Source organism: Caulobacter sp. S45, from assembly GCF_903642205.1.
Lineage (GTDB): Bacteria > Pseudomonadota > Alphaproteobacteria > Caulobacterales > Caulobacteraceae > CAHJWH01.
In genome coordinates, this window is record NZ_CAHJWH010000059.1 from 1 (window position 1) to 16,215 (window position 16,215).

Annotated in this window: 18 protein-coding genes; 4 read left to right on the plus strand and 14 right to left on the minus strand. The window is 70.8% G+C overall.

The features are described 5' to 3' along the window. Together HUV06_RS07890 and HUV06_RS07895 are read right to left on the minus strand one after the other, a co-directional pair. Positions 1-1,087, minus strand: a 1,087-nt coding sequence (locus HUV06_RS07890) for an RNA polymerase sigma-54 factor (protein ID WP_174300726.1), incomplete at its 3' end; no start/stop codon positions are given. 210 nt (positions 1,088-1,297) lie between these two features. Continuing rightward, positions 1,298-1,939, minus strand: coding sequence for a hypothetical protein (locus HUV06_RS07895; protein WP_174300727.1), 642 nt, complete (start codon positions 1,937-1,939; stop codon positions 1,298-1,300). A 143-nt stretch (positions 1,940-2,082) separates the two neighbouring features. Here HUV06_RS07895 and coaBC point away from each other — a divergent pair, with 143 nt between their 5' ends. The 4 genes from coaBC to HUV06_RS07915 are packed head-to-tail and all read left to right on the plus strand — an operon-like array spanning position 2,083 to position 6,258. Further along, positions 2,083-3,291, plus strand: coding sequence for a bifunctional phosphopantothenoylcysteine decarboxylase/phosphopantothenate--cysteine ligase CoaBC (gene coaBC / locus HUV06_RS07900; RefSeq protein WP_174300728.1), 1,209 nt, complete (start codon positions 2,083-2,085; stop codon positions 3,289-3,291). Next, positions 3,288-3,743 (plus strand): dUTP diphosphatase, encoded by a 456-nt coding sequence (gene dut, locus HUV06_RS07905; protein ID WP_174300729.1) that lies wholly within the window; start codon positions 3,288-3,290, stop codon positions 3,741-3,743. The genes coaBC and dut overlap by 4 nt, the downstream gene beginning before the upstream one ends. Before the next feature lie 47 nt (positions 3,744-3,790). Next, a complete protein-coding gene (gene recQ / locus HUV06_RS07910) occupies positions 3,791-5,632 on the plus strand; it encodes a DNA helicase RecQ (RefSeq protein ID WP_174300730.1) in 1,842 nt (613 codons plus the stop codon). After that, positions 5,629-6,258: a TIGR02466 family protein gene (locus HUV06_RS07915; RefSeq protein WP_254600977.1), complete on the plus strand. Its 630-nt coding sequence runs from the start codon at positions 5,629-5,631 to the stop codon at positions 6,256-6,258. The genes recQ and HUV06_RS07915 overlap by 4 nt, the downstream gene beginning before the upstream one ends. 202 nt (positions 6,259-6,460) lie before the next feature. Here HUV06_RS07915 and HUV06_RS07920 read toward each other — a convergent pair whose 3' ends face one another. The 12 genes from HUV06_RS07920 to HUV06_RS07975 form a co-directional block, all read right to left on the minus strand. Further along, positions 6,461-7,072 (minus strand): ParB-like protein, encoded by a 612-nt coding sequence (locus tag HUV06_RS07920; RefSeq protein WP_174300731.1) that lies wholly within the window; start codon positions 7,070-7,072, stop codon positions 6,461-6,463. A 133-nt stretch (positions 7,073-7,205) separates the two neighbouring features. Then, complete coding sequence (locus tag HUV06_RS07925) at positions 7,206-7,631, minus strand: helix-turn-helix domain-containing protein (RefSeq protein WP_174300732.1); 426 nt, start codon at positions 7,629-7,631, stop codon at positions 7,206-7,208. A 31-nt stretch (positions 7,632-7,662) separates the two neighbouring features. Further along, a complete protein-coding gene (gene lnt / locus HUV06_RS07930; protein WP_174300733.1) occupies positions 7,663-9,291 on the minus strand; it encodes an apolipoprotein N-acyltransferase in 1,629 nt (542 codons plus the stop codon). Next, positions 9,288-10,181 carry a hemolysin family protein gene (locus HUV06_RS07935; RefSeq protein WP_371811027.1) on the minus strand — a complete coding sequence of 298 codons (894 nt, stop codon included), beginning with the start codon at positions 10,179-10,181 and terminating at the stop codon, positions 9,288-9,290. Before HUV06_RS07935 ends, lnt begins: the two co-directional genes overlap by 4 nt. Positions 10,182-10,242: 61 nt before the next feature. Then, complete coding sequence (gene ybeY, locus HUV06_RS07940; RefSeq protein WP_174300735.1) at positions 10,243-10,701, minus strand: rRNA maturation RNase YbeY; 459 nt, start codon at positions 10,699-10,701, stop codon at positions 10,243-10,245. Beyond that, the gene (locus HUV06_RS07945; protein WP_174300736.1) at positions 10,698-11,696 is read right to left on the minus strand and encodes a PhoH family protein; all 999 of its coding nucleotides are present in this window, start codon (positions 11,694-11,696) and stop codon (positions 10,698-10,700) included. Before HUV06_RS07945 ends, ybeY begins: the two co-directional genes overlap by 4 nt. Continuing rightward, positions 11,693-13,189, minus strand: coding sequence for a tRNA (N6-isopentenyl adenosine(37)-C2)-methylthiotransferase MiaB (gene miaB, locus HUV06_RS07950; RefSeq protein ID WP_174300737.1), 1,497 nt, complete (start codon positions 13,187-13,189; stop codon positions 11,693-11,695). Before miaB ends, HUV06_RS07945 begins: the two co-directional genes overlap by 4 nt. 47 nt (positions 13,190-13,236) lie before the next feature. Then, positions 13,237-13,653, minus strand: a complete 417-nt coding sequence (locus tag HUV06_RS07955) for a Fur family transcriptional regulator (protein ID WP_174300738.1) — start codon at positions 13,651-13,653, stop codon at positions 13,237-13,239. A gap of 31 nt (positions 13,654-13,684) precedes the next feature. Further along, the gene (locus tag HUV06_RS07960; protein WP_254600979.1) at positions 13,685-14,152 is read right to left on the minus strand and encodes a GNAT family N-acetyltransferase; all 468 of its coding nucleotides are present in this window, start codon (positions 14,150-14,152) and stop codon (positions 13,685-13,687) included. Between the two features lie 10 nt (positions 14,153-14,162). After that, on the minus strand, positions 14,163-14,831 hold the full coding sequence (gene tsaB, locus HUV06_RS07965; protein ID WP_371811026.1) for a tRNA (adenosine(37)-N6)-threonylcarbamoyltransferase complex dimerization subunit type 1 TsaB: 669 nt from the start codon (positions 14,829-14,831) through the stop codon (positions 14,163-14,165). Then, positions 14,828-15,418 carry a malonic semialdehyde reductase gene (locus HUV06_RS07970; RefSeq protein WP_174300739.1) on the minus strand — a complete coding sequence of 197 codons (591 nt, stop codon included), beginning with the start codon at positions 15,416-15,418 and terminating at the stop codon, positions 14,828-14,830. Before HUV06_RS07970 ends, tsaB begins: the two co-directional genes overlap by 4 nt. Before the next feature lie 68 nt (positions 15,419-15,486). Continuing rightward, the gene (locus HUV06_RS07975) at positions 15,487-16,062 is read right to left on the minus strand and encodes a NifU family protein (protein ID WP_174300740.1); all 576 of its coding nucleotides are present in this window, start codon (positions 16,060-16,062) and stop codon (positions 15,487-15,489) included. Positions 16,063-16,215: the final 153 nt, after the last annotated feature.

The following is a 16,215-nucleotide window of genomic DNA, read 5'->3' on the forward strand; positions in this document are numbered from 1 at the left end:
GGATGGTGCGGACCCGCTGGTCCAGGCTCTTCACCAGCCAGTTGGCCTGGGCGTGGCAGTCGGCGACGAAGGTCTTCTCCGCATCGGTCCGCGCGCCGCCGGATACCTTTGCGTGGTAGCGGCGGTCGAGCAGGACGCGGGGCAGGGTGTCGGAGTTCAGCTCCACCCGCCACAGGCCCAAGCCGTCGGCGCGCACGAAGACATCCGGCGTCACCGCCTGGACCGGCTCGGAGCCAAAGGCGGAGCCCGGGCGGGGCGTCAGGGCGCGGACCTCGGCGATCATGTCGCGCAGGTCCTCGTCGTCCACGCTGCAGAGCTTGCGCAGCGCCGGCATGTCGCGGCGGGCGAGCAGGGGCAGGTGGTCCAGCAGGGCCTGCATGGCGGGGTCGAGCCGGTCGCGCTCGCGCAGCTGCAGCATCAGGCACTCGCGGACGTCACGGGCGAAGACGCCGGTGGGGCCGAGCCCCTGCAGCCGGGCCAGCACGCCCCCGACCCGCGCGAGGTCGCAGCCGAGGCGGAGGGCCACCTCCTCCAGCTCGGCGCGCAGATAGCCGCCCTCGTCCACCGCATCGGTGAGCACGGCGGCGACGGCGGCGTCGGCGGGCGCCAGCGCCAGCAGCGCGATCTGCTCGTGCAGATGTTCGTGCAGGGTGGGGTCGCGGCGAAGGGTGGCGGCGAAATCATCGCCTTCACCTTCGAACGCTCCGCCCTTGGAGGCCTTGGACCAGTCGCCGAGCAGGCCCGCGTCAGCGCCTTCGGCCGGAGGGGCGTCGCCGCAGGCGCGGTCGCCGGGGGAGGCGTCGGCGTGCACGTCGTCGTGGCGGGCGTCCAGGTCGCTCTCCACCGCTCCGCCCGGAGCGCTGTCGGCGAGGGCGCTGGTTTCGGAGGCCACCGGCGCCTCGTCGCCGCCGCCCTCGTCCACGTCCGGCTCGTCCCGGGCGAGCAGGGGGTTGCGCTCCAGCTCGGCCTCGACGAAGACGTCGAGTTCGATGTTGGAGAGCTGCAGCAGCTTGATCGCCTGCTGCAGCTGGGGCGTGATGACGAGGCTCTGGCCTTGCCGGAACTCGAGACGGGGGCTGAGCGCCATCCTTGGCCCTCCTGGCCTGGAACTTGCTTCAGCCTATCGCCGCCATCCCCACCGAACGGTTAACTGCGAACGCTGGCGCGTCATCTTTCCTGTCATCCCGGAAGGCGCGTCAGCGCTTGTCCGGAACCCAGGGCCGCCGTCGGGCGCTCGGGCCCTGGGTCCCGGATCGGCTTCGCCGTCCGGGATGACAGGAGTAGATAAGTCCGATCGCTACTGCCCCTGGTCGCCGGACATCGATCCGCCGCCTTCGCTGCGGCCATACCCCCCGCCATATCCGCCGCCATAAGACCGCCGCCGGTATCCACCGCCCCCGCCGCTGGCGTCCGCCTGCTCGCGGGCCTTCTGCTGGGTCCAATAGTCCATGCCGCTGGAGGGCTTGAACACCGTGCGGGGCGCGCCCTGGCGGGTGAAGACCGCGAAAAGATTGGCCTTGGGATCGTACTGCAGCCGGTCGCCGTTGGGGCGAACCAGCTTCAGGGTGCCCGGCGGCGGGTGGTCGCCGAAGCGGTGCACCTTGGTCAGGAAGTCGTCTAGCGTCTTGGAGCCCAGGTCGGGTCCGGCCTGCTGGAAGTGGTACTCCGCATTCTCCTTGGCGGAGTGGGCGCGGTTCTCGCTCCACATCGGCTCGCCGTGGAACAGCGGCACGGGGGCGCGATCCTCGGCGCCATAGCCGCCGCCGTAGCCGCCGCGGCTCCCCCGGTCGCTGGCATAGGCCTGGCCGTTGCCGCCGAAGCTGGCGCCGCCCTGCGACCCGGCCGAGGCTGCGGGGCCGGTGCCGCTGCTGCGGCTACACCCCGCCAGCGCCGCGCAGGCGCACAGCGCGATCACTCCGGCCCGAGCGGCCGCCTTCAAATGGTTCATCCCCTGAAACCCCCGTCTACACCCCAGGTCGGCTCCACCCGACAGAAAACCTTAACGCGAAATCTCGGGCCTTGTCTTGTGCTTTCGATGTGGCCGTGGGAGGCGCTAGGCTGTTTGGCAGAGGGGCTTTCAGCTTGAGCGGCAAGCGCGTCCTGCTCATCGTCGGCGGCGGGGTGGCGGCCTTCAAGGCGCTGGAGCTGGCGCGGCTGCTCCGGAAGCGCGGGGTCGCGGTGCGCCCATTGCTTACCCGCGCGGGGTCGCAGTTCGTCACCCCGCTGTCGCTGAGCGCGCTCTGCGAGGACAAGGTCTACCAGGACCTGTTCTCGCTGATCGACGAGGCGGGGATGGGCCATATCGAGCTGTCGCGCTCGGCCGACCTGCTGGTCGTGGTCCCCGCCACCGCCGACCTGATGGCCAAGGCGGCGGCCGGTCTGGCGGACGATCTCGCTTCCACCACCCTGCTGGCCACCGACAAGCCCGTGCTGATGGCGCCGGCCATGAACGTGCGCATGTGGACCCACCCCGCCACGCTCCGGAACCTGGCGCGGCTGAAGGCGGACGGCGTCCGCTTCGTGGGGCCGACCGAGGGCGCCATGGCCTGCGGCGAGTTCGGCGAGGGACGGCTGGCGGAGCCGGAAGCCATCGTCGATGCGGTGGTGGACCTGCTCGGCCAGGGAGCGTCGCCGCAGCCTCGCCCGCTAGAGGGGCGCCGCGTCCTGGTCACCGCCGGCCCGACGCGCGAGGCCATCGACCCGGTCCGCTACCTGACCAACCAGTCCAGCGGCAAGCAGGGCTACGCCATCGCCGGCGCCCTGGCGCGGATCGGCGCCGAGGTGACCCTGGTCTCGGGGCCGACCGCCCTGGCTGCGCCGTTGGGCGTGCGGCGGGTGGACGTTTTGAGCGCGCGCGACATGCAGGCCGCCTGCGAGGCCGCCCTGCCTGTCGACGCCGCAGTGCTGGTGGCGGCCGTGGCCGACTGGCGGCCCGAACACGTCGCCGAGCGCAAGCTGAAGAAGGCTCAAGGCGGCGCGCCCGAACCGATCCGGCTGGTGGAGACCCCCGACATCCTGGCGGGCCTCTCCGCCCCCAGCCCCCGCCGACCGCGCCTGGTGGTGGGCTTCGCGGCCGAGACCCAGGACGTGGAGGCCAACGCCTGCGCCAAGCTGGAGCGCAAGGGCTGCGACTGGCTGCTGGCCAACGACGTCTCCACGCCCGGGGTGTTCGGGGGCGAGGACAACACCGTCCTGCTGGTGACCCGCCAGGGGGTGGAGGCTTGGCCGCCAGGCTCCAAGTCCGCCATCGCCGAACACCTGGCGGCGAGGATCGCGGAGGCGCTGGCATGAAGCTGATCGTCGAGGTCCTGGCGCTCCCCCATCACGAGGGGCTTGATCTGCCCTCCTACGTCAGCGCGGGCGCGGCGGGCATGGACCTGCGCGCCGCCGTGCCCGCCGATGCGCCCCTCGTCCTGCCGCCCGGCGGCCGGGCCCTGGCGCCCACGGGTCTGAAGATCGCCGTTCCGGAGGGGTACGAGGCCCAGGTGCGGCCGCGCTCCGGCCTGGCGCTGAAGCACGGGATCACCTGCCTGAACTCGCCCGGGACGGTGGACAGCGACTACCGAGGCGAGGTGGGCGTGATCCTGGCCAACCTAGGCCAGGAGTCCTTCGTCGTGCATCGCGGCGACCGCATCGCCCAGCTGGTCGTCGCCGCCCATGGCCGGGTGGAGTGGGACGTTGTGGAGGTCCACGGCGCGACCGAGCGGGGCGAGGGCGGCTTCGGCTCTACCGGGCGGGGCTGAGCAAGTCGGGCGTGGTCAACCGTGAACAAAACAGGTATATAACCGACATGGCCTTCGACGCGCCGGTGGAGTCCGCCCGCGAGGTGCTTCGCCGCACCTTCGGCCACCAGGACTTCCGCGGCCTGCAGGCAGGGGTTGTGGGCGAGGTGCTGGCAGGGCGCAGCGCGCTCGCCGTCCTGCCCACCGGCGGCGGCAAGAGCCTGTGCTACCAGATCCCCGCCCTCATCCGTCCGGGCCTGGGGCTGGTGGTCTCCCCCCTGATCGCGCTGATGGCCGACCAGGTGGCGGGGCTGCAGCAGCTGGGCGTGGCGGCGGCGCGGCTGGATTCCAACGCCACCTCCGACGAGCGTCAGGCCACCTGGCGGCGGATCGGGGAGGGAACGCTCGATCTCCTCTACGTCTCGCCCGAGGGGCTTATGGCCGGTGCCATGCTGGAGCGGCTGTCCAACCGACCGCTGGCGCTCGTGGCCATCGACGAGGCGCACTGCGTCAGCCAGTGGGGCCACGACTTCCGCCCGGAGTATCGCAGCCTCGGCCGGCTGGCCGAGGTCTTCCCAGCTGTCCCTCGCCTGGCGGTGACCGCCACCGCCGACGCCCGCACACGCGAGGACATCCGCACCGAGCTGCGACTGCAGGGCGCCGCCGAGTTCGTCGACAGCTTCGCCCGGCCCGAGCTGCAGCTCCAGGCCGAGCGCAAGACCTCCGTCGGCGCCCACGCCCGGGTGCAGCAGCTGGTGCAGGCGCGGCCAGACCGGGCCGGTGTGATCTATGCGGGCTCGCGCAAGAGCACCGACGAGCTGGCCGACCGGCTGGCAGGCGTCGGCGTGCCGGCGCTGGCCTACCACGCGGGCCTGGACAAGCGCGTGCGCGAGGACCGGCTGAAGCGGTTCCTGGACGAGGACGAGGCGGTGATCGTGGCCACCATCGCCTTCGGCATGGGCATCGACAAGCCCGACGTCCGCTACGTGATCCACGCCGACCCGCCGGCCTCGGTCGAGGCCTACTGGCAGGAGGTGGGCCGGGCGGGCCGTGACGGCCAGCCGGCGGAGGGGATCACCCTCTACGGCGCCTCCGACCTCGCCTGGGCGCTCCGGCGCATCGACGAGCGCGAGGTCTCGGCCGAGGTAAAACAGGTGCAGGTGCGCAAGGCCCGCCAGCTCTACGCCATGCTCGACGGGCTGGCCTGCCGCGCGGTGGCGGTGCGGCGCTACTTCGGCGAGGAAGTGGTGGAGCCTTGCGGCCAATGCGACCTCTGCACCTCGCCGCCCGAGGCGCACGACGCCACCAAGCCGGCCCAGATGGCCCTTTCGGCGGTGCACAGGCTGGGCGGCCGGTTCGGGCGTGGGCGGGTGGTGGACCACCTGCTCGGCAAGACCCGGGACGTGCAGCTGTTCGAGGCGCAGCTCTCCACCTTCGGGGTGGGGGCGGACCGGTCGGCGGTGGAATGGCGGTCGCTGCTCGACCAGCTTCTGTTCGACGGCCTGTTGCGGGAGGAGCCCAACGACGGCCGCCCCCTGGTGGCGCTCGGCGACCCTGCGGCGGTGCGCGAGGTCTACCGCGGCGAGCGCAAGGTGGAGGTGCGCGCGCCTGCGCCCCGGCGCGAGCGGGTGCGCCGCGATCGCCAGGACTACGAGCGGACGGGCCCGCTGGCGGCGGAGTCGCCCCAGACGAGCGCGCTGTTCGAGGCGCTGCGGGCCTGGCGCAAGGGGCAGGCCCAGCTCCAGTCGGTGCCTCCCTACGTTATCTTCCACGACAAGACCCTGCTGGAGATCGCCCAGGTCCGGCCTTCCGACCTGGGGCGGCTCGGCGCGGTCAGCGGCGTCGGCCAGGGCAAGCTCGACCGCTACGGCGCGGCGGTGCTGGAGGTGGTGCGGGGCCCAAGCGAGTGAGCGAAGACGCGCTGCACGCCTTTTTCGTCACCGAGGTCTACCGGGCGGACCTCGCTTTACAACGTGGGTTCGACGCCTTCAACGCCGAGCTGGAGCGGGCCTGCCTCAGCCTGGCCGCAGAGGATCGCGCCGGGCGCGCCTGGTGCAAGGCGCAGGGCTATGGCGGCTACACCTCCTACGCCTCCCTGGACGACCTCCCCAGGCGCATGCCGGAATTCGCCGAGCTGAAGAAGAAGCTGGACCGGGAGGCCAACAGCTTCGCCGCGCGGCTGGCTTACGATCTCGGCGGCAAGCGGCTGAAGCTGGACAGCCTGTGGGTCAACGTCCTGAAGCCGGGCGCTGGCCACAGCGGACACCTGCACCCCCACAGCGTGCTGTCGGGGACCTACTACGTGCGGACGCCCGCCGGCGCGAGTGCGCTGAAGCTGGAGGACCCGCGCCTGCCGATGACCATGGCCGCGCCGCCGCGCCGGCCCGACGCGGCCGCCTACCAGCGGCCCTTCGTCTACCTGCAGCCGGAGGCGGGAACCCTGCTGATGTGGGAGAGCTGGCTCCGCCACGAGGTCCCGCCGAACGGGGCGAAGGCGGAGCGGATCAGCGTCAGCTTCAACTACGCTTGGCGGTGATCTCATCTCCCCCTGCGCAGCGGGGGAGGAAATTAGGCGAAGCCTGGTGAGGGGGCTCGCTGGCCGCGACGGCGGATGCCGCGGCGCCCTACGAGCCCCCTCCACCCCGCTGCGCTCGGTCCCCCTCCCCCCGCTTCGCAGGGGAGGATAGAAGTGCCGCCATAAGCGACCCTTCCGCCGTCCCCAGGGAGGGGGAAGAGGACTACCCCGGCTCTACGCCGCACCAGCCCGGCAGGTAACGCGCGTCCTGCGCCTTGGCGCACTCCAGCGCCTTGACTAACGCCCCGGCGAAATCGGTCTCCACCATATCCTGCTCCACCCGGCGGCGCAGGAAGTCGGCCCAGATGAACTCGGAGAATGGCTTGTCCGTCTTGGCGAACCCGCCCGAGCGGCGGAGCTGGCCGGCCAGGCTGCGGTAGGGGTCGTCCTTCATGTCGGCCAAGGACTTCGGGATGTCGGAGAGCTCGCACCGGCGGCCCCTGTGATCGTAGGCGTGGCACCAGCCGCTGTTGTCCAGCACCGTCCAGAACGCCGCCTTCTCCACCGCGCGGAGATCGCTCAGGATGTAGACCTGCAGCGTCTTTTCGCCTTCGTCGAGCAGCGCACGGGCGAGGTGGTGATGGTCGACCACATAGTAGCGGCCCTTGGGCCCGAGCACAGTCGGCACTGCATGGCCGCCGAGGATTTTGAGACGCTTCCCGGCCCTGGCTTCACGCCATTCCCGCCGCTTGGCGGCCACCTCGTGCAGGCCCACGGTCATCTGGGTGGGCCGCAGCTCGAGGAGCTCGACTTCGTTGACCGTGGGATCACGCATCGCGTCTCTCCGTCCGCAGCCCCGCGGCAGGAGGTCCTCTATGGGCCATGAGCGCCGTGGGTTGAAGCGGCACGGCCACTAGGACGAGGCGGTTGAGAGCGCGCGGCGGCGATCCGTCGAACAGGGGCGAGGCTTAGGTCGTGTCCTCGGCCGGAGCCTCCGCCAGGGTCTTCACGAGTTCCAGCAGGCGCTTGCGGACCTGCCGGCTATCGATCCGGGACAGGAGGCCGGTGAACAGGCGTTCCTCCGGCGTGAGCGGCAGGTCGTGGACAAAGGCCGCAGGAGACTCCTCAGCCACGCCGGCGGCGCGTACGGGATCGGGCAGGCCTTCGAAGAAATAGGCGATGGAGGCCTGCAACGCGCTGGCGATCTGGTAGAGCTTTGAGCAACTGACGCGGTTGGCCCCGCGCTCGTACTTCTGGACCTGCTGGAAGGTGAGGCCGAGCTGGTCGGCAAGCTGCTCCTGGCTGACGCCGAGCGCACGTCGCCGACGGCGGACCCGGTCACCGACATGCACGTCGATGGGGTTCGGAGACCGATCATCGCTCGACTCATCCATACGTTGTTGAAACCTCGCCAGCACAGATCTGTCAACGTTGGAGCGAGGTTTGCAGCCTTGGTTGCTTGACGTCAGCCTCACCTGGCGCTCGTCTCACCAACGAAAACGCGAGTCCGACAAAGACAAACACGTAAAACGGTAGTTCATGCCATCGTGAATACTGGGTCGGCGGCAGGCGACCCGGCAGAGGCCCGTCGATGATCCCCTGACGTCCGAGTCCGAGCCGAGCGCGGACGCGCCCTCGAGCGTCCACGATCGCCGACACGCCGGTGGGCGTCGCCCTCACGATGGGCAGCCCCTCCTCGATGGCGCGGTAGCTGGCGAGGTTCAGGTGCTGCAGCGGGCCGGTCGTGCGCCCGAACCAGGCGTCGTCCGAGATGTTGACGATCCAGTCGGGGCGTCCGCCCACCGACGAGGTGAAGCCGGGGAACAGCGCCTCATAGCAGATCAGCGGCTGCATGCGCGGCAGGCCCAGGGGGGTCATGGGCGTGGGCCGCGGACCGGGCGTGAAGGCGACCCCGTTCTGCACCAGACTGGTCAAATGGATGAGCGAGAACAGCCAGGGGGCCGGCAGAAACTCTCCGAACGGCACCAGGCGGTACTTGTCATAGACGCCGAGCGGCTGGAAGCCGTCGCCGGTCCGCTTCACCACCAGCATACTGTTGTAATAGCGGGAGCGACCGGCGGTCTCGTCCACCCGATACCCTCCGTCGAACAGCACCTGCCCTGGGGTCATGGCGCGGGCCAAGGCCGCGGCGGGTCCACTGCCCTGCGAGAAGAACTCCTCCAGAGAGTAGGGCATCGCCCCCTCGGGCCATATGACCAAGTCAGGCCGCTTGGCGGCGGGCCAGGCGGTCAGGCGCATGAAGCGGTCCACCCGCTTACGCAGGATGGCGTCCGTCCAGACCGGCTCCTCCGCCAGGCCGGGCTGCACCACCCGCAGACGGAGCGCCTGGTCGGGCGGTTCGGGCCGGGCCAGGCGGATCGCGCCGAACCCCCATAGGAAGGCGAGGGCGGCTCCAGCCAGAGCCAGACTGGTCGCCGCGGCCCTGGGACGTCTAGGTTCTGACAGGGTCAGCGGCGCAGCGCCGATGGCCACGGTGACGAAGGTCATGCCGTAGGCGCCGATCAGGCTGGCGGTCTGGGAGGGCGCGGAGCCCGCCCGCCACGCCTCGCCCGGGAGGTCCCAGGGGAAGCCGGTGAGGACATGGCCGCGCAGCCACTCGAACAGCGACCAGACTGCGGCGAACACCAGCACGCGCTGGCCGCCCGTCGGCGCGATTACCCGGTAGACGAGGCCTGCCCCGCCCCAGAACACGCCGATCCCGCCGGCGGTGAACAGGATGGCCAGCGGCGCCTGCCAGGCATGGGTCGCGGCGTCCACGAAGAAGGCCTCCGCGATCCACCAGGTGCCGACCAGCAGGTAGGCGAAGCCCGCAGCCCACCCTCGCGCGAGCGCCGACAGCAGCGGTCGCTTAGGCGCGGCCCGGTCGATGGAGAAGGCGATCAGCGCAAACCCGAAGATGCCGGGCCAAACGCCGAACGGCGGATGCGCCAGGGCGGCCGCCCCACCTCCGGCCAGCGCGAGCAGCAGTCCTCGGCCGCCACCGGCCCCGCGTCTGGCGGCGGGATCGAATTCGGCCGAGACAGACGAGCTCAAGTGGCCGCGTCCGCGCCCGGGTCCCCGTAGGGCGAGATCAGCTTATCAACGGGCCTCAGCGCTTCGGGCTCTACATTGGGCGTGGCCGGACGGATGCGCAGGCGCCGGATGCGGCGGGGATCGGCCTCGACCACCTCGAACTCCACGCCATCGGGATGGGGAATCACCTCGCCCCGCTGGGGCACCCGGCCGGCCAGGGCGACGACCAGCCCGGCCACGGTGTCGATGTCCTCCTCCGGATCAGGCAGGGCGAGGGAGTGGCCGAGGAGGACCTCAAGCTCGTCCAGGGGCACCCGCGCGTCGGCTTCCAGCAGGCCGCCGGGGCGCGCGACGATCTGGGGCTCGGCCTGTTCGTCGTGCTCGTCGCTGATCTCGCCAACCACGGCCTCGACCAGATCCTCCAGGGTGACCAGCCCGTCGGTGCCGCCGAACTCGTCGATCACCAGGGCCATGTGGATGCGGGCCACGCGCATGCGCAGCAGCAGGTCGGCGGCGCGCATGCTGGCGGGGACGTAGAGAAGGTCGCGCCGCAGCCGGTGCAGCACCGGCTCGCTCCAGGCGCCGTCCACCAGCGGCTCGCGTCCCTCCACAGGCGCGATCTGGCGCATCAGGTCCTTGATGTGCACCACCCCGATCGGGTCGTCCAAACTCTCGCGGTAGACCGGCATGCGGGAGTGCTCGGAGTCGAGGAAGCGGCGCACGACCTCCAGCAGCGGCAGCGAGACCTCCAGCGCCAGGATGTCGGCGCGGGGCGTCATCACGTCGGAGACGCGCAGGGTCTGGAAGGCTTCGGCCTGATCGACGATGTCGACCTCGGCCTGGCTGGCGTCGGCCGTGGGGTCGGGCGGCGTGGCCTGGGCGACCGGATCGCGCTGCAGCCACTGCGCCATCCAGCCGGGCTTGGCCGCCCGGCGCGACTGGCGGGTGGAGCCGGCGTCGGGACTTCGGCCTTCAGGATCCGACATGGACGCGGTCCTGCCCATAGGGATCGGCGACGCCGAGCCGGGAGAGGATGTCGCGCTCCATGGCTTCCATAGCCGCCGCCGGCGCGTCGGCTTCGTGGTCGTAGCCTAGAAGATGCAGCACGCCGTGCACGACCAGATGCGACAGGTGGTCGGCGAGCCGCTTGCCCTGGGCCGCCGCCTCGGCCGCGCAGACGCCGTGGGCCAGGGCGATGTCGCCTAGATGCGGGTGCGCGGTTTGAGAGGCGGGAAAGGACAGGACGTTGGTGGGGGCGGCCTTGCCCCGAAAGCGGCTGTTCAGGTCTCGGACGGCCTGGTCGTCGGTCAGCAGGACAGCAAGGTCGCCAGAGGTTCGATCCTCGAGCGCCGCCTCGGCCGCGGAAGTCACCAGCGTCTCGACCTCCGCCACTTCGCGCCAGGCCTCATCCTCCACCTCCACCTCGATCACGGCTGGTTTTCCGAGCCGCCGACGGGCGGCGGTCGCCGCGAGGCCCGTTCGGCATCCGCGTCGTAGGCCTTGACGATGCGCTCCACGAGCGGATGGCGGACCACATCGCTCGCCTCGAAGCGGGCGACCGCCACGCTCTGAACGCCTTCCAGGATGCGCGTGGCATGGGCCAGGCCGCTGTCACGGGCGTTAACCAGGTCCACCTGGGTCGGATCGCCGGTCACCGCCATCCGCGCCCCTTCACCGAGGCGCGTCAGCACCATCTTCATCTGCAGGCGCGAGGTGTTCTGCGCCTCGTCCACGATGACGTAGGCGTGGGCCAGGGTGCGCCCCCGCATGAAGGCGATGGGAGCCACCTCGATCTCGCCTCGCTCCCGCCGCCGACGGAGCGGTTCGGCACCCATGATGTCGCCGAGCGCCTCCCAGATGGGGGCGAGGTAGGGGTCGACCTTCTCGGTCAGGTCGCCCGGCAGGAAGCCCAGCCGCTCGCCGGCCTCCACCGCCGGGCGGGTGACGATCAGCCGGTCCACCTCGCCCCGCATCAGCAGCGAGGCGCCGTAAGCGACCGCCAGGAACGTCTTGCCCGTGCCGGCCGGGCCGACGCCGAAGGTGAGGTCGTGGGCGCCCAGCGCTTCCAGGTAGCGGGCCTGGGCGGCGGTCTTTGCGGCGATGGCGCCTCGCCGGCCGATCGGCAGGGCGGGGCCGGAGCCCGCCATGGGCGCGTTCTCCCCCGTGCGGGCGGCGATGATGGCGGCACGGACGTCAGCCTCGGTCACTTCGGCGCCAGCTTCCACCCGGGAGGCGATGCCGCTGACGGCGCGGCGGGCGGCGGTGCGGCCGCGCTGATCGCCCTTCAGGCGCACGCCGCCGCCCGGCGTCTCCAGCAGCACCTTGAAGGCGTCCTCCACCAGGGCCGCATGGCGGCTGCGTGGACCGGCCACTGCGCGTACGGCCGCGTCGCCGAGGGGTAGGAACTCCTCCGTGTCGCGGCTCAAGCGGCCGTCTCGTTAGCCGGGTGGACGCGGGCCTGAGCGCCGCCCAGTCGGTCGCCCTCAGGATGAGGCGAAAGAAAGGTTTGCGGCTCGCATGAGCGGACATTGGTTGACGCCGAGACCAGGCGGCCCGACAGGCTGTTAGGTCCGACGCTCGTTATTTCGATGTCCACGACCTGCCCCAGCAAGGCCTCCGGCGCCTCCGTCCAGACCGCCTGCAGATAGGGGCTGCGGCCGATCAACTGGCCTGCCTGACGACCACGCTTCTCCAGCAGGACCGGCAGGCGCCGGCCGACGCATGCGGCGCTGAAGGCGCGAGTTTGGGCGCCGAGCAGGTCCTGGAGCGTCCCCAGCCGCTCCGCTTTGACCGATTCCGAAACCTGGCTCGGCAGGAGGGCCGCCGGCGTGCCTGGGCGGGGCGAATACTTGAAGGTGAAGGCCGACGCGTAGCCGACGGCCTTCACCAGCTGCAGCGTCGCCTCGAAGTCCGCCTCCGTCTCGCCGGGAAAACCAACGATGAAGTCGCCCGAGAGCGCCATGTCGACGCGCGCGCCGCGGATGCGCTCCACCAGCTGCAGGTAGCTGTCGGCGGTGTGGCCGCGGTTCATGGCCTTCAGCAGCCGGTCCGAGCCGGACTGCACGGGCAGGTGCAGGTAGGGCATGAGCGCCTCGACCTCGCCATGCGCTGTGATCAGGTCGTCGGCCATGTCTCGAGGGTGGCTGGTGGTGTAGCGGATGCGCGACAGGCCTGGGATGTCGGCGAGCGTCCGCGCCAGGCGCGCGAGCGACCACAGCTCGCCGTTCGGGCCAGCGCCCGCATAGGCGTTGACGTTCTGGCCGAGCAGGGTGACCTCGTGCACGCCCTGGTCGGCGAGGCTGCGGGCTTCCGCCAGCACGGCGGCGACGGGGCGTGCGTATTCGGCGCCGCGTGTGTAAGGCACCACGCAGAAGGTGCAGAACTTGTCGCAACCTTCCTGCACGGTCAGGAAGGCGGTGGGTCCGTCCACCCGGCGTTCGGTAGGAAGGGCGTCGAACTTGTCGTCCGGAGCGAAGTGCGCCGCCAGCCGTTCGCCGCGCGAGCGGGCCGTGCGGGCGATCAGCTCGGGCAGCTGGTGATAGGCCTGCGGTCCCACCACCAGGTCTACGGCGGGAGCGCGGGTCATGATCTCCGCACCTTCGGCCTGGGCGACGCAGCCGGCCACCACAATGCCCATGCGGCCCTGGCCGGCCTCGAGCTTAAGCGCGCGCAGCTCCTTCATCCGCCCGACTTCGGAATAGACCTTCTCGGCGGCCTTCTCGCGAATGTGACAGGTGTTCAGCACCACCAGGTCCGCGTCCTCGACGGTGTCGGCCAGGGCGTAGCCCAGCGGGCGCAGCACATCGGCCATGCGCTCGCTGTCATAGACGTTCATCTGGCAACCATAGGTCTTGATGAACAGGCGCTTGGACGGCAGGACTCCGTCGGCCTCAGGCGCCCGAGTCGCGGGATCGGTCATGGGCTCGGTAATGGGAAGGACGTGCGGCGTTTCCAAGGTGCGCCGCGTCAGCCCTCGTGCTCCGACAGGGGCACGCCGTACAGCTCCAGCCGGTGGTCGATCAGCCTGTAGCCCAGCCGCCGGGCGATGCTGGCCTGGAGCCGCTCGATCTCGTCGTCCATGAACTCCACCACCTGGCCGGTCTTCATGTCGATCAGGTGGTCGTGATGCTCCTCGTGCTGCTCCTCGTAGCGCGAGCGGCCGTCGCGGAAGTCGTGGCGGGCGATAATACCGGCCTCCTCGAACAAGCGCACGGTCCGATAGACCGTGGCGATGGAGATGTGCGGGTCCACGCCCGAGGCACGGCGGTATAGCTCCTCCACGTCCGGATGATCCTGCGACCCGGCCAGCACGCGGGCGATCACCCGGCGCTGGTCGGTCATCCGCAGGCCCTTGTCGACGCAAAGCTTCTCGATCCGGTCCAAGCACAAGCTCCCTGCCAGGGCCAGCATACGGTCAAGCGGGGGCGCTGTTAAGACGACGCCGCAGGCTGAGTGCGTCCACAGGACCGCCTTTGCGCGGATAATAACCCTTGCGCCGCCCGGCCTCCTCGAACCCCGCCACCGCGTACAGCGCCAGGGCGGCCGAATTATCCTGCGCCACCTCCAGCCACATCGTCCGTGCGCCGGCCGCGTGCGCCAGGCCGGCCGCGGCCTCCACCAGCGCGCGTGCGATCCCACGCCCCCGTGCGGCGGGATCGACGGCCAGGGTGAGGATCTCCGCCTCCCCCGCCACAACGCGGGCGAGAGTGAATCCCACCGGCGCGGCCGGCGCGCCCGCCTGCAGCGCGATGGTGAACGGGGAGGCGATCAGGCCCTGCAAGTCGATCGCCGTCCAGGGCGCCTCGAACGCCGCAGCATGCAGGACCGCGAGGGCGGATGCGGCGTCGGGACCGGCGGGGACGATCAGGGGCGGCGGAACCACGGCGTATGCGTCAGGTCTGGGCGATCCGGGCGCGCTCGGCGAGGGTGCGGGCGTCGGGCGCGCGAAGATACATCGGCGCAGGCCGCCCGTCCGGCTTCGGGCGGACTGCCGCGAGGCGCGCCAGCGCTATGGGATCGATCATGTCCGGCGTCGGCTGCGCCCGATCACCGAGCCCGAGCAGGCCCGCCCCGGAGCCTACAACGGGCGTCGACTCATCCGCCCCCATGCCGGCCAGCCGTTCAACCGCAGCCTCCAGCGGTAGATTCTCCGGATCGCCCAGCGGCCGCGCCCGCGAGAAGGCCTGCAGGTAGAGCTGGTCACGCCGGGCGTCGAGGGCCGCGACCAGCAGCGGCGCGTCCTTACGACCCGGGGCGCTGGCCGCCAGCGCCTCCAGCGTGCCGACACCCAGGCAGGGAATGCCCAGCGCCAGCGACATGGCCTTGGCGAAAGCCAGCCCCACCCGCAGGCCGGTGAATGAGCCCGGCCCCACTGTCACTGCGATCCGGTCCAGCGCCGCGAAGGCCACCCCGGCCGCCTGCATCGCTTCAGCCACCATGGGGGCGAGCCGCTCCTGGTGGCCGCGTTCCATCGCCTCCGTCCGGACCGCCAGCGGCTGGCCGTCTGCGACCACCGCGACCGAGCAGGCGTCGAGCGCGGTGTCCAGCGCCAGGACGATCACACGACTTCGCACGCCTCCTCGAAGCTAAGTCGCGGCAGGCGCGGGAAGGACTCGTCGGTCCCGTGGCCCAGTGCGCAGATGAAGTTGGACTTCACCGAAGTGCCGGTGAAGAACTCAGCATCCACGCCGGCGTTGTCGAAGCCCGACATGGGGCCGACGTCCAGCCCCATGCCGCGGGCGGCCAGGATCAGGTAGCCGCCCTGGAGCGAAGAGTTGCGGAAGGCGGTGACGTCGGCCAGCGCCCGGTTGCCGCTGAACATCAGCGAGGCGTCCGGCTTGGGCGGGAACAGCTGGGGCAGCTTCTCGTAGAAGGCCATGTCCTGGCCGATGATCACGGTGCAGGGCGCAGCCATAACCTTGGCCCGGTTGCTCTCCATCACCGCGGGCGCCAGGCGCGCCTTCCCCGCTTCGGAGGTCACGAAGACGAACCGCGCCGGCGAAGCGTTCATGGAGGTGGGGCCGTACTTCACCAACTCGTACAGCTGGCGCCAGGTGTGCTCGGGCAGGGTCTCCGCGGCCCAGCCGTTGCGGCTGCGCGACTCGTGGAACAGGCGGCCGAGGCTGGCGGCGTCGAGGGGCGTGGTCATGGCGTCCTGCACGATCGTGAATATGTAACCGTCAGTGTGGCGGTTCTCGCCCCTCGTTTCAAGCCGGCTCAGATCGCCTGTTCGACGGCGGTCACTTCGGGCACGTAGTGCTTGAGCAGGTTCTCCACCCCACTCTTCAGGGTGGCGGCGGAGGAGGGGCAGCCGGAGCAGGCCCCCTTCATGTGAAGGTAGACGATCCCGGTCGCCGCATCGAAGCGGTTGAACAGGATGTCGCCGCCATCCTGGGCTACCGCCGGGCGCACCCGGGTGTCGAGCAGGTCCTTGATCTCGGTGACGATCTGGGCGGCGTCGCCCTCGTAGGTCTCTCCGTCATGGCCGCCCTCCGCGGTCGAGCCTTCGGTGAACAGCGCCTCGCCGGAGGTGTAGTGGTCCATGATCGCCGACAGGATGGGTGCCTTGAGCTGGCGCCATTCCAGATCGCCTGCGTCGCGGCTGACGGTGATGAAGTCCGGGCCGAAGAAGACGCGGCTTACGCCATCCACCTCAAACAGGGCTCGAGCGAGGGGAGAGGCTGTCGCCTCTTCGGCCGAGCGAAACTCGCGCGTGCCCTCCTCGGTGACCTCGCGGCCCGGCAGGAACTTCAGGGTGAGCGGGTTGGGCGTGGTTTCGGTCTGGATGAACACGGCGGGGAGCCTTGCGGGACAGTTGGGCGACAGATGGCCCAGCGCGGCGGGACGCGCAAGCCGGCCGCGGCTCAGCTCAGGGGAATCGCTTGAAGGGATCAAGCGGTTTGGGAGATGACGGCTTGGAGGTAGTCGTCATCCCATCCGGCGCGT